This is a genomic window from Bradyrhizobium sp. U87765 SZCCT0048, from assembly GCF_018131225.1.
Classification (GTDB): Bacteria; Pseudomonadota; Alphaproteobacteria; order Rhizobiales; family Xanthobacteraceae; genus Bradyrhizobium_A.
Window position 1 is genome coordinate 71,896 of record NZ_JAFCMM010000008.1, and the last position, 22,352, is coordinate 94,247.

Annotated in this window: 19 protein-coding genes; 11 read left to right on the forward strand and 8 right to left on the reverse strand. The window is 68.0% G+C overall.

All coding sequences use genetic code 11. The features are described 5' to 3' along the window. Positions 1 to 3: 3 nt before the first annotated feature. Positions 4 to 690, reverse strand: a complete 687-nt coding sequence (locus tag JQ639_RS34165; RefSeq protein ID WP_211968977.1) for a MarR family winged helix-turn-helix transcriptional regulator — start codon at positions 688 to 690, stop codon at positions 4 to 6. 159 nt (positions 691 to 849) lie between these two features. Between JQ639_RS34165 and JQ639_RS34170 the strand changes: the two genes are divergently transcribed. Beyond that, a complete protein-coding gene (locus JQ639_RS34170) occupies positions 850 to 2,028 on the forward strand; it encodes an FAD-dependent oxidoreductase (protein ID WP_211968976.1) in 1,179 nt (392 codons plus the stop codon). Here JQ639_RS34170 and JQ639_RS34175 read toward each other — a convergent pair. After that, the gene (locus JQ639_RS34175; RefSeq protein ID WP_211968975.1) at positions 2,009 to 2,914 is read right to left on the reverse strand and encodes a DMT family transporter; all 906 of its coding nucleotides are present in this window, start codon (positions 2,912 to 2,914) and stop codon (positions 2,009 to 2,011) included. The genes JQ639_RS34170 and JQ639_RS34175 overlap by 20 nt on opposite strands. Before the next feature lie 400 nt (positions 2,915 to 3,314). On the opposite strand from JQ639_RS34175, the gene JQ639_RS34180 reads away from it, so the two are divergent. Together JQ639_RS34180 and obgE are read left to right on the forward strand one after the other, a co-directional pair. Next, a complete protein-coding gene (locus JQ639_RS34180) occupies positions 3,315 to 4,628 on the forward strand; it encodes an amidohydrolase (RefSeq protein WP_249123455.1) in 1,314 nt (437 codons plus the stop codon). Between the two features lie 125 nt (positions 4,629 to 4,753). Beyond that, the gene (gene obgE / locus JQ639_RS34185; RefSeq protein WP_211968973.1) at positions 4,754 to 5,803 is read left to right on the forward strand and encodes a GTPase ObgE; all 1,050 of its coding nucleotides are present in this window, start codon (positions 4,754 to 4,756) and stop codon (positions 5,801 to 5,803) included. A gap of 381 nt (positions 5,804 to 6,184) precedes the next feature. On the opposite strand, the gene JQ639_RS34190 is transcribed toward obgE, so the two are convergent. From JQ639_RS34190 to JQ639_RS34205, 4 genes are all read right to left on the reverse strand, one after another. Next, entirely contained in the window at positions 6,185 to 7,024 is an 840-nt protein-coding gene (locus JQ639_RS34190) for a M48 family metallopeptidase (RefSeq protein WP_211968972.1), read from the reverse strand. Between the two features lie 235 nt (positions 7,025 to 7,259). Beyond that, positions 7,260 to 8,615 (reverse strand): polyhydroxyalkanoate depolymerase, encoded by a 1,356-nt coding sequence (locus JQ639_RS34195; protein WP_211968971.1) that lies wholly within the window; start codon positions 8,613 to 8,615, stop codon positions 7,260 to 7,262. A 211-nt stretch (positions 8,616 to 8,826) separates the two neighbouring features. Next, positions 8,827 to 9,654, reverse strand: coding sequence for an ABC transporter permease (locus tag JQ639_RS34200; RefSeq protein WP_249123454.1), 828 nt, complete (start codon positions 9,652 to 9,654; stop codon positions 8,827 to 8,829). After that, on the reverse strand, positions 9,651 to 10,448 hold the full coding sequence (locus JQ639_RS34205) for an ABC transporter ATP-binding protein (protein WP_211968970.1): 798 nt from the start codon (positions 10,446 to 10,448) through the stop codon (positions 9,651 to 9,653). The genes JQ639_RS34200 and JQ639_RS34205 overlap by 4 nt, the downstream gene beginning before the upstream one ends. A gap of 1,059 nt (positions 10,449 to 11,507) precedes the next feature. Here JQ639_RS34205 and JQ639_RS34210 point away from each other — a divergent pair. The 4 genes from JQ639_RS34210 (at position 11,508) to JQ639_RS34225 (ending at position 14,595) form a co-directional block, all read left to right on the forward strand. Next, a complete protein-coding gene (locus tag JQ639_RS34210; protein ID WP_211968969.1) occupies positions 11,508 to 12,830 on the forward strand; it encodes an ActS/PrrB/RegB family redox-sensitive histidine kinase in 1,323 nt (440 codons plus the stop codon). 161 nt (positions 12,831 to 12,991) lie between these two features. Then, positions 12,992 to 13,555: an ActR/PrrA/RegA family redox response regulator transcription factor gene (locus tag JQ639_RS34215; RefSeq protein ID WP_211968968.1), complete on the forward strand. Its 564-nt coding sequence runs from the start codon at positions 12,992 to 12,994 to the stop codon at positions 13,553 to 13,555. Between the two features lie 177 nt (positions 13,556 to 13,732). Then, a complete protein-coding gene (locus JQ639_RS34220; protein ID WP_211968967.1) occupies positions 13,733 to 13,960 on the forward strand; it encodes a hypothetical protein in 228 nt (75 codons plus the stop codon). 95 nt (positions 13,961 to 14,055) lie between these two features. Continuing rightward, complete coding sequence (locus JQ639_RS34225) at positions 14,056 to 14,595, forward strand: biliverdin-producing heme oxygenase (RefSeq protein WP_249123453.1); 540 nt, start codon at positions 14,056 to 14,058, stop codon at positions 14,593 to 14,595. A 31-nt stretch (positions 14,596 to 14,626) separates the two neighbouring features. Here the strand turns inward: JQ639_RS34225 and JQ639_RS34230 are convergent, their stop codons facing one another. Beyond that, the gene (locus JQ639_RS34230) at positions 14,627 to 15,115 is read right to left on the reverse strand and encodes an MmcB family DNA repair protein (protein ID WP_211968965.1); all 489 of its coding nucleotides are present in this window, start codon (positions 15,113 to 15,115) and stop codon (positions 14,627 to 14,629) included. A 324-nt stretch (positions 15,116 to 15,439) separates the two neighbouring features. Between JQ639_RS34230 and JQ639_RS34235 the strand changes: the two genes are divergently transcribed. The 4 genes from JQ639_RS34235 to JQ639_RS34250 all read left to right on the forward strand — a co-directional run bounded on the left by JQ639_RS34235 (position 15,440) and on the right by JQ639_RS34250 (position 20,814). Beyond that, positions 15,440 to 17,872, forward strand: a complete 2,433-nt coding sequence (locus tag JQ639_RS34235) for an EAL domain-containing protein (RefSeq protein ID WP_211968964.1) — start codon at positions 15,440 to 15,442, stop codon at positions 17,870 to 17,872. A 69-nt stretch (positions 17,873 to 17,941) separates the two neighbouring features. After that, a complete protein-coding gene (locus JQ639_RS34240; RefSeq protein WP_211968963.1) occupies positions 17,942 to 18,601 on the forward strand; it encodes an MBL fold metallo-hydrolase in 660 nt (219 codons plus the stop codon). A gap of 100 nt (positions 18,602 to 18,701) precedes the next feature. After that, complete coding sequence (locus tag JQ639_RS34245; RefSeq protein ID WP_211968962.1) at positions 18,702 to 20,348, forward strand: tannase/feruloyl esterase family alpha/beta hydrolase; 1,647 nt, start codon at positions 18,702 to 18,704, stop codon at positions 20,346 to 20,348. A gap of 193 nt (positions 20,349 to 20,541) precedes the next feature. Continuing rightward, the gene (locus JQ639_RS34250; RefSeq protein ID WP_211968961.1) at positions 20,542 to 20,814 is read left to right on the forward strand and encodes a hypothetical protein; all 273 of its coding nucleotides are present in this window, start codon (positions 20,542 to 20,544) and stop codon (positions 20,812 to 20,814) included. A 46-nt stretch (positions 20,815 to 20,860) separates the two neighbouring features. On the opposite strand, the gene JQ639_RS34255 is transcribed toward JQ639_RS34250, so the two are convergent. Further along, on the reverse strand, positions 20,861 to 22,270 hold the full coding sequence (locus JQ639_RS34255; RefSeq protein WP_211969084.1) for an MFS transporter: 1,410 nt from the start codon (positions 22,268 to 22,270) through the stop codon (positions 20,861 to 20,863). Between the last annotated feature and the right edge of the window lie 82 nt (positions 22,271 to 22,352).

The window sequence follows — 22,352 nt, forward strand, 5'->3', positions numbered from 1 at the left end:
CCCTCAGTCTTCCGCCTCGCTCTCGACCATGCGCGCGAGGTTGTCGTTGAGGCGGATGAGAAGACGGCGAAGCGTGTCGACATCTTCGCTGGCGAAGCCGGCGAGCATGTCGGCGCGGCCGGTCTTCAGCGCGGCGCGCGCCGCCGGCAGCCTCGCCTGGGCGGCCCGTGTCAACGACACGAGACTGCTGCGGCCGTCGGCGGGATCGGGGCTGCGGCGAATCAGGCCGTCGCGCTCCATCCGCGCCAGCAGCTGCGCCATCGACGGCTGCTCAATGCGGGCGAAGCGCGCCAGATCCTTCTGCGCCACGGCGCCGCCATCGCGCAGCAGATAGAGCACCGGCATCTGCGACGCGCTGAGGCCGAGCGGCCTGAGCCGGCGCTCGGCAAGCCGCGTCAGCGCCCGCGCCGCGCTGTTGACCAGCGGCGCCGGCGTCGCCTGCAGATCCCAGTCGAGACCGGCGGCGGCAGGATCGGTCACCTCGGCCCGCGCACGCGCGCCAACGTTCAAGACATCGGCGCGATCCGCTGCGGCCGGCGCGGCAACGGCCGGATCCGCGGCTGTGCGCGGTCCCTTGGCGCGCAGTCCCTTGGCAAGCAGTCCCTTGGCACGCTCTCCGGCCGCGCGATCGGCCGTGGCGCTGCCGCGCTTGACGCCGCCGCGCGCCCTGGTCCCGTTCGTCCGCCGCATCGCTTGCGCTCTCCCATTCGCCATCCGGGCCTCGCAGGCGGGATCGCTCCAGCACCAACCGTTGGCCCGCAGGCCGCCATCTAACGCGACCACAGCAATCTTGTATAGGTCCCTATGTTTATTATATAGGCCCCTATGTAAATCGACCGAGGTTCCGCCATGTCCGCTTCGCCCCGCATCGCCATCGTCGGCGCCGGCCCCGCCGGCCTGACCCTCGCCCGTCTGCTGCATCTCGCCGGCATGACCCCGACGGTGTTCGAGCGCGAGGACCCGGCAGTAGCGCGGCCGCAGGGCGGCACGCTCGACCTGCATGCCGACGGCGGCCAGCTGGCGCTGGCGCGCGCCGGCCTGACCGCGGAATTCCGGCGGATCGCGCGCTACGAAGACCAGGGCAGCCGGATCTACGCCCCGAGCGGCGAGCTGCTGTTCGCCGACGACGATGCCGCGGACGCCGACCGCCCCGAGGTCGACCGCACCGCGCTGCGCGAGGTGCTGCTGGCGTCGCTGCCGCCGGGCATGGTGCAGTGGTCGCGGCGGCTGCGCGAGGCGCGGCCACGGGCGGACGGCGCGTTCGATCTCGTATGCGACGAGGCCACCGCGGGGCCGTTCGACCTCGTGGTCGGCGCCGACGGCGCCTGGTCGCGAATCCGGCCGCTGGTGTCGGCCTATCGTCCGCACTACAGCGGGCTGACCTTCATCGAGTTCGGCATCGACAACGCCGATGCGCGCCACCCCGCGCTCGCGGCCCTGGTCGGGCATGGCAAGATCGGCGCCGAGGGCGACGGCCGCAGCCTGATCGTGCAGCGCAACGGCAACGCCCATCTGCGCGGCTACGCGATCTTCCGCGTGCCCACCGACTGGGCCGCGGCGACCTTCGACTTCGCCAACCCCGCCGCCGCGCGCGCGCGGCTGGCGGCCGAGTTCGCGGGCTGGGCGGCGCCGTTCCGTGCGCTGATCGCCGCCAGCAACGATCACATCGTGCCGCGCCCGATTTATGCGCTGCCGATCGGCCATCACTGGCCAGCGCGCGACGGCGTCACGCTGATCGGCGACGCGGCCCATGTGATGTCCCCGTTCGGCGGCGACGGCGTCAACATGGCGATGCTGGACGCGGCCGAGCTCGCCCGTCACCTCGCCGAAGACAGCGACTGGCGCGCCGCCGTGCGCCGCCATGAAACGGAGATGTTCGCGCGCGTTGAGGAGCCCGCGGCCCATGCGGCCGAGGCGGCGGCGACGGAGCTGTCCCATGTCGGGCCGGAGTTGATGCTGCGGCAGTTCGAGGACCACCGCGCGCAGCGTCTCGCCGCCGCGCGCGGCATCACGCCGGCGGCGGGTTGAGGGCCTCGGCCTGCCGGCCCATCGCCTGCTCGCGCAGGAAGATGTAGAGCCCGGCGGCAATGATGATGGCGGCGCCGATCAGCGTCGCGTGCGAAGGCACCTCGCCGAACACGGCATAGCCGAAGATCACCGCCCAGATGATCATGGTGTACTGATAGGGCACGACGACGCTGGCGGCGGCGAGCTTGAGCGAGCGGTTGAGGCACAGCAGCGCCGTCACCGAAATCACCCCGGCCAGCATGAACAGGCCGACGTCGCGCGGCGTCGGCGGCACCCAGGCGAACAGCGTCAGCAGGCCGCCGACGGTGAAGGTGCCGGCGAACTGGCTGGTGGCCAGCACGATGTCCGGCGTGCTGCGCAGGCTGCGGGTGATCAGCATCAACGTGGTGAACGACAGGCTGCCGCCGAGCGCGATCAGCGACGGCCAGCCGAGCCCGGCGCCGGACGGCCGCAGCGCGACGAGCACGCCGAAAAAGCCGACCCCGACCGCGGTCCAGCGCCGCCAGCCGACATGCTCGCGCAGGAAGATCGCCGACGCCGCGGTGACGAAGATCGGCGCGGCGAGATAGTAGGTGATGACGTCGGCGAGCGGCAGATAGGCGGCGGCGAGGAAGAACAGCCCGACCTCGCCCGTCGACAGCACGATGCGCAGCAGCTGCAGCCATGGCCGCTCCAGCCCGACGAACGCGTCGCGCCGGCGCAGGATCATCGGCGCCAGCACCACAAACGCGGCGCAGGCGCGCAGGAACAGGAGCTGGCCGACCGCATAGGTCGAGACCATGAACTTGCCGATGGCATCGCCGCACGAGAACAGCGCCACCGCCACCAGCATCAGGCCGATGCCGGCCAGCGCGGAGCCGGCCTGCGGCTTGTCCATCACGGTCATGGCGGGGTCCTCAGGTGAAATCCGGGCCGAGCAACGGCGCGGAGCATGGACTTCGAGCGCAATGCTCTGGAGCGATCCGTGATGTCATCCGTCACCCTTCGAGGCTCGCGGAGCCTGTCATCGGGCCGCGCTTCGCGCGGACCCGTTGGCTCGCACCTCAGGATGACGGAGCATGCATGCGCCTCGCGTCATCACACTTGCGCTCACATTTGAGCAAGACGGCCCCTGGATAGACCGCAGGCCATCCACGATCAATCCGCTTCGCATCGCGCGTCGGGATTGACGGCGGCGGCGGTTGTCTTCGATGATCGCATGCCCGCCGGAGATCGATCAGATGCATCATTGTCGCACGCCTCGCCCCGCCGCCATGTCCCGGCGCGCGGTCACCTTGATGACGCCCATGGCGATCGCCGTTGCCGGCATGATCGGCGCGTGCTTGCCGGCGCGCGCGGAGGTCGACGTGCCGCGCGTCAAGGCCGCGGTGGCGCAAACGCTGGCGCGCGAATATCCCGCGCTCGATGCGCTGTACAAAGACATCCACGCCCATCCGGAGATCGCCTTCCAGGAGGTGAAGACGGCGGCCAAGCTCGCCGCGCAGATGCGCGCGCTCGGTTTCGAGGTGACCGAGGGCATCGGCAAGACCGGGTTGGTCGCGCTGTATCGCAACGGGCCCGGGCCGACCATCATGGTGCGCACCGAACTCGACGCGCTGCCGATGGAGGAAAAGACCGGACTGCCCTACGCCAGCCATGACAAGACGACGTGGAACGGGCGCGAAACCTTCGTGGCGCACAGCTGCGGCCACGACATCCACATGGCGAGCTGGGTGGGAACGGCGAAGGCGCTGCTCGACCTCAAGGACGCCTGGCACGGCACGCTGATGTTCATCGCCCAGCCGGCGGAGGAAGAGGTGACCGGCGCGAAGGCAATGCTGGACGACGGCCTGTTCACCCGCTTCGGCAAGCCCGACATGGCGTTCGGCCTGCATGACGGGCCCGGCGCCTACGGCCACATCAGCTATCGCAGCGGCATCGGCTCGTCGAGCTCGGACCTGCTGGAGATCGCCTTTCACGGCCGCGGCGGCCATGGCGCCGTGCCGCAGGCGACGATCGACCCGGTGATGATGGCGTCGCGCTTCGTGGTGGACGTGCAGAGCGTCATCAGCCGCGAAAAGGACCCGACCGAATTCGGTGTCGTCTCGGTCGGCGCCATCCACGGCGGCACCGCCGCCAACATCATCCCCGACCGCGCCTTCATCGCCGGAACCATCCGCGCCTACAAGCCGGAGGTCCGCGCCAGACTGTTCAAAGGCATCGAGCGCACCGCGAAGGCGGTGGCCGCCATGGCCGATGCGCCGGCGCCGGACGTCAAGATCACCGAAGGCACCAAGCCGGTGATGAACGACGCCGCCGTGGTCGCGCGCGCCGAGCGCGTGCTGAAGGCCGGCTTCGGCGACAACGCCGGGCCATCGCCCGCCATCACCGCCAGCGAGGACTTTTCCGAATTCGCCGCCGTCGTGCCGTCGATGTTCTTCAACATCGGCGTGTATGCGCCGGACCAGGTGGCGGCGGCGCGCAACGGCAGCGGACCGCCGCTCGCCGCCAACCATTCGCCGCAATTCGCCCCGGTGCCGCAGCCGACCATCGAGACCGGGGTGACCGCCATGACGCTGGCGGTGCTGAGCGGCTTCGACAGCCGCGCGGCGGCAAAATAGGACGGCGGCGCCATCCCGCGCCCACCGCGGCCGTTCCGGCCCGAAAACCGCGGCTTGCGGCGGTTTCAGCGCCGTTTTGGCCGGAAAGGTAGGCACGGCGGCGCGATCTGTGGTACCTGACCGCCATGAAATTCCTGGATGAAGCCAAGGTCTATATCCGCTCCGGCGACGGCGGCAACGGCTGCGTCGCGTTCCGGCGCGAGAAGTTCATCGAGTTCGGCGGGCCGAGCGGCGGCAACGGCGGCAAGGGCGGCGACGTGGTCATCGAGGCCGTCGACGGCCTCAACACGCTGATCGACTACCGCTACCAGCAGCACTTCAAGGCGCCCAAGGGCACCCATGGCATGGGCAAGGACCGCCATGGCGCCAACGGCAAGGAAATCGTGCTGAAAGTTCCGGTCGGCACGCAGGTGTTCGACGAGGACCGCGAGACGCTGCTGGCCGACTTCACCACCGTCGGCCAGAAGATGACCATTGCCCATGGCGGCAATGGCGGCTTCGGCAACGCGCATTTCAAGTCGTCGACCAACCGCGCGCCGCGCCATGCCAACCCCGGCCAGCCCGGCGAGGAGCGCTGGCTGTGGCTGCGGCTCAAGCTGATCGCCGACGCCGGCCTTGTCGGCCTGCCCAATGCCGGCAAGAGCACCTTCCTCGCCGCGGTCAGCGCGGCGAAGCCGAAGATCGGCGACTATCCCTTCACCACGCTGCACCCGCAGCTCGGCGTCGTCACCATCGACGGCCGCGAATTCGTGCTCGCCGACATTCCCGGGCTGATCGAGGGCGCCCATGAAGGCGCCGGCCTCGGCGATCGCTTTCTCGGCCATGTCGAGCGCTGCCGCGTGCTGCTGCATCTCATCGACGCCACCTGCGAGCATGCCGGCAAGGCGTACAAGACGATCCGCGGGGAGCTCGAGGCCTACGCCGAGAGTCTCGCCGAGAAGACCGAGATCGTGGCGCTGAACAAGATCGACGCGGTCGATCCGGACGAGCTGAAAGAGCAGGTCAAGCGGCTCAAGCGCGCGGCGAAGAAGACGCCGCTGCTGATCTCCGGCGCCACCGGCACCGGCGTGCCGGAGGCGCTGCGCGCCCTCGCCGAGATCGTCGGCGAAGCCCCGGTATCGCTGAAAGCCCAGTCCGCCGCCGACGCGGCGCCCTGGTCGCCGCCGATCGACTGAGCGCGGCTCGCCTCATCCCGAGAGTCTGACCGAAAAAAGCGTCAGGGGACCGTGAAGTGACGGCGCTTTCCGTCTTTCTCTGTCGGGACCGGGCTTGTCCCGGCCACCTCGCTGAGGGACGCAGTGCCTTCCTGATCGAGGTCGCCGGGACAGGCCCGGCGACGACAAAAATTTGGATCGGTGATTGCTGTTTCGGTCAGGCTCTCAGGAGCCAGCAACGCGGGCGTCCCGCAGGATGAGGCCACGGCGCCGCCAGCCCGCGACAAGCGCCGTTGCAAACCCGAGCCGCAGCGGTCTGGCCTCATGGTTCGAGACGCGCGGCGTTGCCGCGCTCCTCATCATGAGGAGACAGGTTTCACCACACGGAACAAGGCCGCGCCCCTACTCGTCGACGCCGTAGCGGTGCAGGTCGTTGCCGTGGGTGTCGAGCCAGGTCTTGGCGCGCGACGTCGCCGGGCAGATGCGCTCGACGACGCGCCAGAAGCGCGCCGAGTGGTTCATCTCGACGAGATGCGACACCTCGTGGGCGGCGAGATAGTCGAGCACATGGGGCGGCGCGAGGATCAGCCGCCAGGAGTACGACAGGATGCCCGCCGACGTGCACGAGCCCCAGCGGCTCGACTGGTCGCGGATGGTGATGCGCTTGATGCGAACATTGAGTTCCTCGGCGTAGCGCTGCGACGCCTTGGCGAGTTCGCGCCGCGCCTCGCGCTTGAGGAAGTCGGCGACACGGCGCTCGATATGCTCGACGCCGCCGGCGACGCAGAGAACGCGCTCGCCGCTGTCACGTGTTTCCGTCCACACGGTTCCACGCTCGCCGGCGCGATGCACGATGCGGTGGGGCATGCCGCGCAGCGGCACGGTCATGCCGGCCGAAAACGGCACGGCCTTGGGCAGGCCGCCGAGCCGCGCCGCGATCCAGGCGCCGTGACGCTGCGCAAAGTCGCGCGCATCCGCAACGCTGCCGCGCGGCGGCATGGTGAGAATGGCTTCACGGTCGCTGGGATGAATGCGCAGCGTGTAACGGCGCGCGCGGCGATGCCGGCGCAGCCGCACCGAATAGATGGCCGAGCCAACCTTGACTGCAATCGCATGTGGCTCGGCAGGACGCCGATAAAGAAGGGCACGCGTAGCCATGTCGGAAGATCCGGGGTCGAGTAATTCCTCCGGAGTCTGCCACATCCGCTGCCACCAGAATTTCTCGGCGCAGAAACAAATCATTTGCCCAACATATAGGAGAGAGCGTGAAGCTGTCTGCCACATGGAGAGGTTCGGAACCGACTTCAAGATTCAATCTTTTCGCGGGTTCCCAGGCATTTTGGATGATTCATGATTCACCCCGCCGCCGCAATCGACGGCTGGATTCCGCCAGCTGTTTCAAAGAGTTGCGGCCCGTTGCGAGAGCAACGGGCCGCGCGGCCGATTCAGCTGTGAAATCAGCGTTTTCGGTAATGCGTTACTCCGCGGCGCCGATCCGGGGCAGCGGAACCGGCTGCGGCGCCTGCTCCGAGCGGCCATGCGCCGACGACACCATGAAGTCGGAGATGCGCGGCAGGATTTCCGAACGGAAGCGCGAGCCGTTGAACACGCCGTAGTGGCCGACGCCCTTCTGCACATAGTGCACGCGGCGATCCATCGGGATGGCGCTGCACAGGCGATGCGCCGCTTCGGTCTGGCCGAGGCCGGAGATGTCGTCGTTCTCGCCTTCCACCGTCATCAGCGCGATGCGCTCGATCTTGGAGGGCTGCACCAGCTTGCCGCGATGGCGCATCTCGCCCTTGGGCAGCAGATGACGCACGAACACCTGATCGACGGTCTGCAGGTAGAACTCGGCGGTGAGATCCATCACCGCGAGATACTCGTCGTAGAACTGCACATGCTTGTCGACGAGATCGCCATCGCCCTTCACGAGATTGGCGAACAGGTTCTTGTGCGCATCGACATGGCGGTCGAGGTTCATGCTGATGAAGCCGTTGAGCTGCAGGAAGCCCGGATAGACATCGCGCATGAAGCCGGGGTGCGGGAACGGCACCTTGGTGATGACATGGCCGCGGAACCAGTCCATGCCGCGCTCTTCCGCGAGCTTGTTGACCGCGGTGGGATTGGAGCGGGTGTCGATCGGGCCGCCCATCAGCGTCATCGACACCGGAACGAACGGATCCTTGTTGGCTTCCATCACCGCGGCGGCGACCAGCACCGGCACCGACGGCTGGCACACGGCCATGATGTGGATGTCGCCGCCGAGGTCGTGCAGCATCTGGATGATGTAATCGACGTAATCCTCGAGATCGAAGCGGCCGGCGGACAGCGGCACCATGCGCGCATCGGCCCAGTCGGTGATGTAGACGTCATGGCCGGGCAGCAGCGCCTCGACCGTGCCGCGCAGCAGCGTGGCGTAGTGGCCGGACATCGGCGCCACCAGCAGCACGCGCGGCTGCGGCGTGCGCAGCGGCTTCACCAGCTTGCGTTCGAAATGAAGCAGGCGACAGAACGGCTTTTCCCACACCGTCTTGATCTCGACGGGCACCCGCATGCCGTTGACCTGGGTGTCGTTGAGGCCCCATTCCGGCTTGCCGTAGCGGCGCGTGGTGCGCTCGAACACCTCACAGGCGGCGGAGATCGACTTGCCGACCTGGGTGTGCGCCCATGGATTGAACGGGTTGGAGAACATCAGCTTGGTGGCGTCGAACACCGCGCGCGCGGGATTGAGCGACGCCTGCCCCATCTCGTACATCCAGTACATCGGCGTGGTCAGCGCAGGACTATCTTCTGCGGGAAGCTCCGGCGCGCCGCCAAATTCACCTATCGGCATGGTGTCCCCTGAAATTCTATTTCGCGTTGCGGCAAAGTGTCCCCTCCGTGACACCCCGTCAATGCTGAATTCGAACTAATGGGGGATATGGTGTCGATTGGGGGCTAGCTGTGGCTCCCGCCCCGAGGTGCGGCAGCATTCCTGACGTTATTTCAGGACGTTAGGAGCCGGCGCCGGCGCGAATGCGCACGCCGGGCGTGCAGGAACCGATCTACTCTCCCGTCTGCACCAGGGCGCCGTTGATGCGCGCCGAGCGCAGCAACGCCAGGAACACGCCGACCGCCGCGCCGAACAGCAGGAGATTGATGGCAAGCGCCTCGACCATCAGGTCGACACGAAACACGTGATCGATCAGCACGGCGCGCATGCCCTCGAACACGTAAGTCGGCGGCAGGCACCACGCCAGCCACTGCAGCCATACCGGCAGCACCGACACCGGATAGTAGACGCAGGTCAACGGCAGCAGCACGAACATCAGCGTCCAGGCGAGGCCTTCGGCGCCCATGCCGTTGCGCAGCACGAGACCCGAAGCGATGAGCCCGAACGCCCAGCTGGTGAAGATCAGGTTGCAGAAGAACGCCACCAGCGCGAAGCCGAGGCCATAGAAATTGAAGCCGAAGAAGCCGACCGCCAGCAGCGTCATCGGGATGACGCCGATGGCGAGGCGGATCAGGCTCATCACCATCAGCGACAGCACGAACTCGCTGACCTTGAGCGGGCTCATCATCAGGTTGCCGAGATTGCGCGACCACATCTCCTCGAGGAACGACATCGAGAAGCCGAGTTGGCCGCGGAACAGGATGTCCCACAGGATCACCGCGCCGATGAAGGTGCCGCCGGCGCGGGCGAAGAAGCCGGCGTTCTGCGAGATGTAGGCCTGCGAGAAGCCCCAGGTGATGAGCTGCAGCGCCGGCCAGTACACCAGCTCCAGCAGCCGCGGCCACGACGACGTCAGCAGATACCAGTGCCGCAGCACCATCGCACGGACGCGATGCAGCGCGATGCCGGAGCGGATGCGGGGCGCCTCGCTGATGCTCATGATGCGGTGCTCCGGTCGCGGCCGCGCGCGACATCGAGGAACACCTCCTCGAGATTGTCGCGGTTGTAGCGCGCCATGATGCCGGCCGGCGTGCCGTCGTCGGCGATGCGGCCGCGCTTCATGATGATGACGCGGTCGCACAGCCGCTCGACCTCGAGCATGTTGTGGGAGGCGAGCAGGATGGTGGCGCCCGTGGACCTGCGATAATCCGCGAGCCGGCCGCGGATCCAGTCGGCGGTGTCGGGATCGAGCGAGGCGGTCGGCTCGTCGAGCAGCAGCAGTTCGGGGCGGTTGATCAGCGCCTTCGCCAGCGCGACGCGGGTCTTCTGGCCCGACGACAGCTTGCCGCTGGGACGATCGAGGAAATCGGTGAGGTCGAATTCATGCGCGAGCTCGGCGATGCGCGCGCGCACGTCAGCCACCGCATAGAGCTTGCCGAATACGGTGAGGTTCTGCCGCACGGTGAGCCGCATCGGCATGTCGACATAGGGGCTTTCGAAATTCATGCGGCCGAGCACGGCATCGCTCTCCCGCGGCATGGCGTGGCCGAGCACCTGCACCGTGCCGGAGGTCGGCAGCACGAGGCCCATGATCATCGCGATGGTCGTGGTCTTGCCGGCACCGTTGCCGCCGAGCAGGCCTGTGACCGAGCCTGTGGGAATGGTGAAGGAGATGCCGTCGACCGCGCGGGTCGTCTTGTAGACCTTGACCAGGCGATCGACCGCGATGGCGGCGGACGCGCCCTCCGGGCCCGCCGCCGGCAGGCCGAGCGGCGCCGGTTGGTGCACTGTCATGACCCTCGTTCCTTGCGCCATCGCGCGGCGAAGCGCAAGGCGGGGGGCGACAAAGGGGCGATGCGGCAGAAGCAGCGGCATTCACCTCCCTCCGGGCCCCACCAATCCGTCACCCTGAGGTGGCCATGCGCAGCATGGCCCTCAAAGGGCGACGGCCCGCGATCATGCATCGTTCAAGTACGCGGGCCGCTCATCCTTCGAGGCTCGCGGAGCCTGTCATCGCGCCGCGCTTCGCGCGGCCCCGTTGGCTCGCACCTCAGGAGGACGGGTGAGGCGCCCCCGCGTCCCTCCTCATGGTGAGGAGCGGCGTCAGCCGCGTCTCGAACCATGGAGGCCCCCACATCGCGCATCGGCCTCATGGTTCGAGACGCCCGGCTCGCGCCGGGCTCCTCACCATGAAGGGTACATCGGCATGCGTGGCTGCAGCTATCCGGTTGATCTTCGGCGCCGACTACACCCATGGCGTCGTTGCCGGGCGTGACCCGGCAACCCAGCTTGCTTCTCGTATGACGAGGCTTGAAGCTGGATCACCGGGTCTCGGCGCTTCGCGCCGGCCCGGTGATGACGCTGAGAATATCGCACCTCTCCGGTCCACATCCGACGTCACATCTCCCGGTGAGGAGCGGCGTCAGCCGCGTTTCGAAGCATGAAGCTCCGGAGACGCGCGCTTCGGCCTCACGGTTCGAGACGCCCGGCTTGCGCCGGGCTCCTCACCATGAGGGGTACATCGGCATGCGAGGCTGCAGCTCTCCGGTTGATCCTCGGCGCCGACTACACCCATGGCGTCGTTGCCGGGCTTGACCCGGCAACCCAGCTTGCTTCTCGTATAACGAGGCTTGAAGCTGGATCACCGGGTTTCGGCGCTTTGCGCCGGCCCGGTGATGACGCTGAGAATATCGCACCTCTCCGGTCCACATCCGACGTCACCCCTCCCGGTGAGGAGCGGCGTCAGCAGCGTATCCAAGCATGAGGGATGACGTCCGGGACGCGACAATGCAGCGCGCGACGAGACCAGCCGGCAGTTTGTCCCCGCTCGCCCGCGCGGGTATGGTCGCCGCCATGACCGACGTGACCGTTCCCGAATTTCGTTACCGCCGCCGCTTCGTGCGGCTCGACACCATTTTGCGCCTGCGCTGGCTTGCCGTGCTCGGCCAGCTCGCGGCGATCTTCATCGTGGTGCAGGGCCTCGAGTTCGACGTGCCGATCGTCCCCTGCGTCACCGTGATCGGACTGTCGGCGCTGCTGAACCTGTCGCTGCAGATGGCGTTCAACCCGCGGCGGCAGCTCGACCCGCTGCATGCGGCGGCGCTGCTCGGGCTGAATATCCTGGAGCTCGCGGCACTGCTGTTCTTCACCGGCGGGCTGCAGAACCCGTTCTCGTTCCTGTTCCTGGCGCCGGTACTGATCTCCGCCACGGCGCTGACCACGCGCCTGACGCTCGCGCTCGGACTGCTGGCGATCGCCTGCGCCACCGCGCTCGGCTTCGTGCATCTGCCGCTGCCCTGGAACAGCGACGAACCGCTGGCGCTGCCGCCGATTTACATGACCGGGGTGTGGCTTTCCATCGTGCTCGCGATCGGCGTCACCAGCCTCTACACCTTCCAGGTATCGGAAGAAGCGAGCAAGCTGTCGGACGCCCTCGCCGCGACCGAACTGGTGCTGACGCGCGAGCAGCACCTCACCCAGCTCGACGGCCTCGCCGCCGCCGCCGCCCACGAGCTCGGCACGCCGCTTGCGACCATCTTCCTCATCTCTACCGAGATGGAGAAGACCATGGACCCGACCAGCCCGCTGGCGGCGGAGATCCGCACCCTCGCCGAACAGAGCAAGCGCTGCCGCGACATTCTCGCCAAGCTCACCCAGCTCTCCTCCAGCGGCGCGCCATTCGACCAGATGCCGATGACCAACCTGATCGAGGAGGCGGTGGCGCCGCATCGCGACTTCGGCATCGCCATCAAGGTGCGCATCGCGGTGGCCGGCACCAGCGAGCCGGTGGTCAAGCGCAACCCGGCGATCCTCTACGGCGTCGGCAACATCCTGGAGAACGCCGTCGACTTCGCCCGCGAGGCGGTCGAGGTCAACGCGTGGTGGAACGCGGACAATGTCGAGATCGTCATCTCGGACGACGGCCCGGGCATCGCGCCGGACATGCTCAAGCGGATCGGCGAGCCGTATCTGTCGCGGCGGCGGGGCGAAGAGTCCGGCGGCCAGCATGGCGGGCTTGGCCTTGGCGTGTTCATTGCCCGCACGCTGCTGGAACGGACAGGCGCACGAATCTCGTTCAGCAACCGGACGTTCCCTGACCATGGCGCGGTGGTGCAGATCACGTGGCCGCGCTCGCGCTTCGAGAACACGGAAAGCGACGACGAAGCAATGGCTTAATCCGATTTGCGCGTTTTGCCGCAGGCCAAAGCAGGCCGCCGAACCTTGGCAGCGACGCGGATGGTCGCCATATCTAATGCATAGCACGGTTGCTGTTTCCGCAGGTGCGGCAACGGCCAACCGGGCTGCCGTTTTGAAGACCGCACGCTAGAGTCAGGAGGATGGAAACCGTGAACGCAGTGACCGCCGTGGCGGAACAGACCGACCGCTCCCTTCTGATTGTCGAGGATGACAAGGCGTTCCTCGAACGGCTGGCGCGCGCCATGGAGAGCCGTGGCTTCGACGTGACCTCGTGCGAGACCGTCGCGGACGGGCTGGCTGAGATCGGCAAGCATGCGCCGGCGTTCGCGGTGGTCGACCTTCGCCTCGGCGACGGCAACGGCCTCGACGTGGTGTCGGAACTCAAGCGCCAGCGTCCCGATGCCCGCGCCATCGTGCTCACCGGCTATGGCAACATCGCCACCGCGGTGACCGCGGTGAAGCTCGGCGCGGTCGACTATCTCGCGAAGCCGGCGGACGCCGACGACGTCGTCGCGGCGCTGCTCGCCAGCAGTGCCGAGAAGATCGAGCCGCCGCAGAACCCGATGTCCGCCGACCGCGTGCGCTGGGAACACATCCAGCGCATCTACGAGATGTGCAACCGCAACGTCTCGGAAACCGCGCGCCGCCTCAACATGCATCGCCGCACCTTGCAGCGCATCCTCGCCAAGCGCGCGCCGCGCTGACGCCAGCGAGCGAAACAACCAACACCAGATGCCCGGCTCCGCCGGGCATTTTTGTTTTCGGCGACCTTCACGCCGACCGCTCTCCGCTCGCCTTGCGCAAACCAGTCCTCACAGCGAGAGGCCGTCATCGCGGAACCTTTTGTTCCCGGCTTCGTTGATTCAGCACGACAAGCAGGGATGCGTTCGTTGAGAAAAACCAGACATTTCAATATCGCCAACCGCCTGGAAGCGACCAAGCAATTCGGGCTGCTGGAGGACTACCGCATCAGCTGGCAACCGCACTCGCTTCGCCCGCCTCACATCACCGTGAAGGGCCGAACGTCGGTGCCGCGCGAAGTGACCAAAGGGTACGTGTCTGCCCTGCTCGGCCCGTTCGTGGCCAGCCACCGCATTTCAGTGATCTAGCAACCGCGCTATCAGCACCCGGGGCCATGGCCATGTCGATGGTCGACATCATTCGCGAAGCGACGAAACTGTCCCACCACCGACTGGACGCTGCGATGGCCAGCGTCGACCTGCGCCGGCCAACGTTCTACGCCAGCTTTCTGCGCGGCCAGGCCGAGGCGCTGTTTCCACTGGAGATGGCGCTGGAGCGCAGCGGCATCGACGACATCCTGACCGACTGGCCGCAGCGCGCCCGCACGCCGGCGCTGGAGCACGACCTCGCCGTGCTCGACGTCGCCTGCGATCCGCTGCCTGTGCCCGATCTGCAGGGCGCCGCGGTGATGCTCGGCGCGGTGTACGTGCTGGAAGGCACCCGCATGGCCGGCCGCAGCATTCTGGCGCGCCTCGCCGACGCGCCGAACGCCACCGTGATCGGCGCCACCGCCTATCTGCGCCATGGCTTCGGCCGGCGGCTGTGGCCGAGCTACCTCGCGCTGCTGGAAACCCATCCCGAGACGCAGCTCCATCCGGACCGCGTCGTCGACGGCGCGCAGATCGCGTTCGGCATGTTCGAGAGCGCGCTGCTGCCCATGCTCAACGACGCCGTCGAGCGCAGCCGCGACGCGATCCGCGTCGTGTCGAGCGCGTCGCTGTAGGACCACGTTCCTTGCCGCTTCAAGCGGCCTTCTACGCGAACGGCTCGTGGCCCTGCGGGTCGGCGAGGCGGTTGAGGCGCTGGGCGGCAGCCAGGGCGAAGCGCAGCATGATCGCCTTGCGTGTCGCCGCGGGAAGGCGATGCTCCGGCGCCTCGCAGTGCAGGTGCGCGCCATAGGCATCGGCAACGATCAGCCCGGTATCTTTCGGAAACAGCTCGCACGCCATCTCCGCCGTGAAGGCGAAGAACAGCCGGTCGCAATGCGCGCGATACTCTTCCCACTTCTGGTCGGCGCGCAGGTCCGCCAGCGACGACTTGATCTCGACAATCCAGATCTCGCCGCGCTCATTCAGCGCCACGAGATCGGCGCGCCGCCCTGACGGCAACGGCAGCTCCGACAGGCAGGAGAAGCCGAGCGAGCGCAGCAGCCGCGCGGCGCCGCGCGCGATCGCGAGCGCGGTATCGGACTGGCGGCCGTCGACAGGCAGCGCGGCAGTCACGGGCAACAGATGCAGCGTCATGGCTTTCGCTCTAGCAGAGTCGATCTCCCAAGCCGAGCACGAACACGGGCAATGATACCGCCGCGCGTGCGCAGCACTGCGCAGACTTACGGGAAACTACTGAAACTGCAGGCCTAATTGCACGCAAATGGCGCGAAACGGATTTACCTGCGGTTCACGCATCCGACCGGTCACAACGCATTTTATGCGGAATTTAGCTGACCTTAAGCTTGCCGCCGGCAGAATTTTCCCAGGGCGGACATGTGAGCGACACACCGGGCGTGCGGTGTGCGCGGCACCGCCGGGAATGGGACGGACACAACCAGCAAGGGCGGCAGAGCATCGATGGCATCGCGGCTGAACGAAGACCAGGTGCATCTGCTGCGGCTCGTGCTGCCGTTCATCGCCATCGTGCTGCTGCAGGCCTTCATCGCGGGCGTCAGCTTCAACATCCTGTCGTCGGTGCGCGGCTATGTCGGCGGCGAAGGCCTGTGGTCGAAGGGCCAGAAGGACGCCATCTATTATCTGACGCTGTATGCCGAGACCGGCAGCGAGCAGTACTACCGCAACTATCAGCAGGCGGTGGCGATCCCGCTCGGTGACCGCATCGCGCGCCGCGCCCTCGAACAGTCGCCTCCCGACATCGCGGCCGCCCGCAACGGCTTCCTGCAGGGCGGCAACCATCAGGACGATGTCGAGGGATTGATCTGGCTCTATCGCTACTTCCGCAGCCTGCCGGCGTTCAAGACCGCGATCGGAAACTGGACGGCCACCGACCCGCTGCTCGACGAGCTCACCGGTCTTGCGGCGATCATTCGCGCCGACGTGACGTCCGACGCCAGCGGACGGCCGCGGCTGGCGGGCTGGCCGCTGCTGATCCATCGCGCCAACGAACGGATGTCGCGTGAGGCGCTGAAATTCTCCGAAAGCCTCGGCGAGGGGTCGCGACAGGTCAAGACCATCCTCACCGTGATCAACCTGATCACCGCGGCGCTGCTGGTGGCGCTGCAGTTCTTCTATACCCGCCACTTCATCGCCCAGCGCCACCGCTTCGAAAGCGACCTGCGCGCCGAGAAGGAGCGCGCGCAGATCACCCTCGCCTCGATCGGCGACGCCGTGATCACCACCGACGCCAGCGGTCATATCGACTATCTGAATGCCACCGCCGAGCGGCTGCTGGCGTGCCGCGCGGCAGAGGCCAAAGGCGTGCCGCTGACCTCGCTGGTGCAGGCGGTGGACGAGACCGCCGGCGAGGACGCGACCGGACGGATCGAGCGGATCTGGGAGCAGGGCGAAGCGACCGCGAGCCCGCGGCCGCTGCTGCTGTTGCGCAGCGACGAAGCGCCGGTGCCGGTGTCCGTGGTCGGCGCGCCGCTGCGCAAGGACGGCGTGGCGGCCGGCGCCGTGCTGATCCTGCACGACATGACCAGCGAGCGCGACTACATCGCGCGGCTGTCGTGGCAAGCCTCGCACGACGCCCTGACCGGCCTCGCCAACCGCCGCGAGTTCGAGCGGCGACTGGATGCCGCGATGGCGCGCTCGGGCACGGCCGACGACGCCGAGGTCCACGCGCTGATGTTCCTCGACCTCGACCAGTTCAAGATCATCAACGACACCTGCGGCCACGCCGCCGGCGACAAGCTGCTGTGCCAGATCGCCGCGTCGCTGCCGCTGCACCTGCAGCCCGGCGACCTGCTGGCGCGGCTCGGCGGCGACGAGTTCGCCGTGCTGCTGCAGAACTGCGAGATCGACCGCGCCAGCGATGTCGCCGAGACGCTGCGCCAGGCGGTGCAGGGCCTGAGCTTCAACTGGAACGGCAGCCCGTTCAACATCACCGCCAGCATCGGCCTCGTCGCGGCCGGACGCGGCCGCGCCACCACCGACGAGGTGGTGCGCACCGCCGACCTCGCCTGCTACATGGCGAAGGAAAAGGGCCGCAACCGCGTGCAGCTGCACGATCCCGGCGATTCCGAGCTGCTGCATCGCTTCGGCGAGATGGCCTGGGTCCAGCGCATTCACGACGCGCTGGAGGAGCAGCGGCTGTGCCTCTATGCCCAGACCATCGCGCCACTCGGCGACGAGAGCGAGGCCGGCGGCCATGTCGAGCTGCTGCTGCGGCTGCGCGACAAGGACGGCCGCGTGGTGGCGCCGGGCGACTTCATTCCCGCGGCCGAACGCTACGGCCTGATGCCGATGCTCGACCGCTGGGTGGTGAGCCGCGCCTTCAAGACGCTGGCCGAACGCGGCGGCGGCCTCGCCACCTGCGCCATCAACCTGTCAGGCGCGACCTTCAACGACGAGAAGTTCATCGACTTCATCCGCGCCCAGTTCGAGCTCTACGGCATTGCGCCGCGCATGATCTGCTTCGAGATCACCGAGACCAGCGCGATCGCCAGCCTCGACAGCGCCAACCGCTTCATCGGGCTGATGAAGCAGCTGGGCTGCCGCTTCGCGCTCGATGACTTCGGCAGCGGCATGTCGTCGTTCGCCTATCTCAAGCACCTGCCGGTCGACTATCTCAAGATCGACGGCAGCTTCGTGCGCGACATGCTGGACGATCCGATCGACCGCGCCATCATCGAGATGATCAACCGCATCGGCAAGGTGATGGGCAAGCGCACCATCGCCGAGTTCGTCGAGAACGACGCGACGCTGCAGGCGCTGCGGGCGATCGGCGTCGATTACGCCCAGGGCTACGGCATCGGCCGCCCCGAGCCGTTCGAACGCCTCGCCGAGCCTCGGCATATCGCGCCGCGCGGCCAGCGCCAGGTGGCGTGAGGCCCGGCCTGCGCGCCGCGCAGGACAAAAGAACTTGGCGTGCCGATAAAAATCGGCAAAGTGGCCGCCATGACCCAGGAAGCAGCCAAGGCCGGCGCCGCCATCGTCCCCGTCACCCCGTTCCAGCAGAACTGCACGCTGCTGTGGTGCGAGCGCACGCGCCGCGCCGTGGTGGTCGATCCCGGCGGCGATGTCGCCGCGATCCAGGACGCCATCGCCAAGACCGGTGTCACCGTCGAGAAGATCTGGCTGACCCATGGCCATATCGACCATGTCGGCGGCGCCGCCGAGCTGCGCGACGCGCTCAAGGTTCCGATCGAGGGGCCGCATCTCGCCGACAAGTACCTGCTCGACCATGTGGTGGAGAGCGGCGCGAATTTCGGCATCACCGGCGTGCGCAACGTTACGCCCGATCGCTGGCTCGACGACGGCGATACCGTCAGCGTCGGCGGGCTGACCTTCCGGATCCTGCACTGCCCCGGCCATTCGCCCGGCAGCGTGGTGTTCTTCAATCCCGACATGCGTTTTGCGCTGATGGGCGACGTGCTGTTCAACGGCTCGATCGGCCGCACCGACCTGCCCGGCGGCAGCTACGAGACCCTGATCAAGTCGATCACCGAGAAGGTGCTGCCGCTCGGCGACGACGTCGGCTTCATCTGCGGCCACGGCCCGGGCTCGAGCATCGGCACCGAGCGGCGCAGCAATCCGTTCCTGAACGGCGAGGCCTGATCCGCACGTCCGCGCGGTACGCGGAACTCGCGCGCCCTCTTGCCAAGCGGCCGTCCTGCGGCAATAGTTATGAGACATAACTATATCGGGGAGGCGCGCCATGGCGCGACGGGTGCTCGTCGGCGGCTTGCTGGCCGCGACTGCTGTGATTGCGCCGGCTGCGGCGCAGTCGTTCAAGGCCGCCTGCGAGGCGCTGGCCGGCGCGCCGGAGGTGACGCTCGCGACCTTTGTCGCCGCCGGCCCGCAATCCTTCGCCGGGCCGCCGCCCTTCTCCATCGATGCGCCCGACCACTGCCTGGTGCAGGGCGCGGCAGCGCCGCATGTCGGCATCGACGGCAAGCCCTACGCGATCGGCTTCGAGGTCCGTCTGCCGGCGAACTGGAATGGCAAGTTCATGTTCCAGGGCGGCGGCGGCTCCGACGGCGTCCTGCGGCCGGCCGTCGGCATCCAGGCCACCGGCGCGGTCTCCGCTCTCGCCAGGGGTTATGCGGTCGCCTCGACCGACGCCGGCCACCGCGATGAGCCGGGCCCTGTCGGGCCCTACCTGTTCGGCCTCGATCCGCAGGCGCGCATCGACAAGGGCTACAATCACATTCCCGTGGTGACCGCAAAGGCCGAGGACGTGATCCGCCGTGTCTATGGCCGCGCGCAATCGCGCGCCTATTTCGTCGGCTGCTCCAATGGCGGCCGCCAGGGCATGGCCGCAACGCAACGCTATCCCGACCTGTTCGACGGCATCATCGCCGGCGCGCCGGCCTATCGCGTGCCGCGCGCGGCGATCGAGGGAATCGCGGAAGTGCAGCAGCTTGCCGCGATCGCACCGAAGGGCAGCGACGGCCGCCCCGACCTCGGCGCCGCGCTGAGCGCCGACGACATCAAGCTGGTGGCCGACAAGGTGACGCAGGCCTGCGACGCAGCCGACGGCGTGGCCGATGGCATGGTCAACAATGTCCGCGCCTGCCGCTTCGACGCGGCGACGCTGGCCTGCACGGGCGGCCAGACCACGGACTGTCTCGCACCCGCGAAGGCGAAGACGATCGCCGCGATCTTCCGCGGCACGACGCTCGCCGATGGCAGCGCTCTCTACGCCGAATGGCCCTACGATCCCGGCATCGCAGCGCCGGGCTGGAGCGTGTGGAAGACGGGCACGCCCGGCAAGACACCGCCGGATGCGCGCAACGTCACGCTGGTGCCGGGCTCGGTTGCCTACTACTTCTCCTCGCCGCCGGAAAAGCCCACCGATCTCTACGACTACACGCTGTCGTATGACATCGCCCGCGGCGTGCGCGCGGTCGAGGCCACCGCGGCGCCATTCCTCGAATCCGGTTCATCGATCGAGAGCGCATCGTCTGTCGACGTCGACCGCTTCAAGGCGCGCGGCGGCAAGATGATCTTCTTCCATGGCATGGCCGATCCGATCTTCTCGGCCAACGACACCATGGCCTATGTCGATGCGCTGGGACAACGCTATGGCCGCGCCGACGACTTCACCCGGCTCTATCTCGTGCCCGGCATGAACCACTGCACCGGCGGACCCGCCACCGACCAGTTCGATGCCCTTGCCGCGCTCGACGCCTGGGTCGACAGGGGCGAAGCGCCGCAGAGCCTCACGGCGCGCGCGCGCAATGTCCAGGGTGTGCCTTGGCCGGGCCGCACCCGGCCGCTGTGCCCCTATCCGGCCTATGCCGCCTACGCCGGCAGTGGCAGCCTCGAGGACGCGGCGAATTTCACCTGCAGACAGCCGTGACTGCGCGCACGTCGCCTGCGCCGTGAGGCTCGGCGGAGTCGACGCACGGCGCAGGCTTCGGATCAATGATGCGTCGAGCGCGCCGATATCATCGGATAGCCTCGCTGGCGCCGGCGCGCGGCGCGCTGTAGCATCCGTCCATTGCTGAGCACGGACGAGGTTCTCGATCATGCATCGTTTATTGGTTTCGTCGATGTCCGCCGCGGCGATCGCGGTTGGTCTGGCGCTGGCCGCAACGCCCGCCGCCGCGCAATGCGATCCCGCCATCTGCGCGAACCCTTACGAGGCGCTTGGTGTCAGCGAACTGGCAAGGCCGTTCTGCCTGTTCGATGCGGTCGTCTGGGCCAGTCCGGCCTCGCGCGTCTATTACCGCGCCGGTGAACGCCGCTACGGCCGCACCAGACACGGCCGCTATGTCTGCGAGGCCGACGCAACCGCGGCCGGATACCGGGCCAGCCGGCGCTGAGGCGCGGCAACGCGCTGCCGTTCACACCCCGTGATTCAAGACGCGGTCAGAGCCTCGCGGCGGCGCGGCGCATCCAGCTGAGAAACATCATGCTGACGACAATCGCGGCGGCGACGCAGGCGAGCGCCGCCAGCAGCGCCTGCCGGTCCGTGCCCCGGCCATGAGCGGTGAAGAACACGGCGCCGATCACCGCGACGCCGGCGGCATTGGCGATCTGGGTGGTGGTGCCGTAGAGACCGGAGCCCGATCCGGCGCTGGCCCTGGCCACCGTGGCCAGCACGGTGCTCGACAGCGGCGCCATGACGAGACCCTGGCCATAGCCGAACACAGCCAGCGGCAGCATCAATAGCCATGGCCCGGGTGCCGCGACCAGCGCCACCATCAGCGCCAGGGCGGCGAGCCCCGCGAGCGCAACGGCGCAGCCCTCGATCAGAACACGCACGCCGCGATGGGCCGCCCGCGCGGCACTGTGGCGCGACGCCGCCACGAAGGCGAACGCCAGCGGCACCACCGCCGCTCCGGATTGCAGCGCGCTGAATTGCAGCGCGGTCTGCATGAACAGCGTGACCACGAAATAGAACGACAGGTTGGCGAAAAAGAAGAAGAACACCGCCCCCAGCCCGCGCGCGAACACCGGCGCCGCGAACAGCGCGAGATCGATCAGCGGCATGCCGCCACGCGCCATCACCCGGCGCTCGAAGCGCGCGAAGCCCGCAATCACCGCCGCCCCCGTCAGCATGGCGCCCCAGACCCACGGCGCCCAGTGCAGATCGCGGCCGAACAACAGCGGCCCGATCACGCCGAGCAGGCCGACGAACAGGATCATCGCGCCGGCAATATCGAGCCGCGTGCCGGGCCGGCGTGCCGCCGGCGGCATCAGTCCGGCGGCGGCCGCGGCGATCGCGAAGCCGCAGGGCACATTGACGAAGAACACGCTGCGCCAGCCAAGCCCGGCGACATCGAGCGTCACCAGCCATCCGCCAAGCAGGAAGCCGGCCGCGCCCGCAAGCCCGAGCACAATGCCGTAGATCGCAAAGGCGCGGCCGCGCGCCGCGTCAGAAAACAGCACATGAATGGTCGCCAGCACCTGCGGCACCATCAGAGCCGCGGTCGCGCCCTGCGCCAGCCGCGCTGCGATCAGCTCCGGGCCGGACCGCGCAAGGCCGCACCACAGCGATGTCAGCGTGAAGCCGAGTACGCCGGTGATGAACGTCGCCTTGACACCATGGATATCGCCGAGCCGGCCACCGGTGATCACCAGCGTGGCATAGCCGATGAGGTAGATCGCGACCACCGCCTCGATCTGAGCGGCACTGGCCTGCAGCTCGGCGGCGATCGTCGGCAGCGCGACATTGACGATGAAGGCATCGACGCCGAACATGAACTGCGCCGCGACCACGATCGCCAGCACCCACCACCGCTGCGTGATGACACCCGCCTCCGGCGTGGTCTCCATCCGCGTGGGCGCCGCCGCCGCGCCTTCGGACGTCCCGCGTCCGGCCACCAGATCCGCCGTCGTCGCCATCTCGGTCATATCC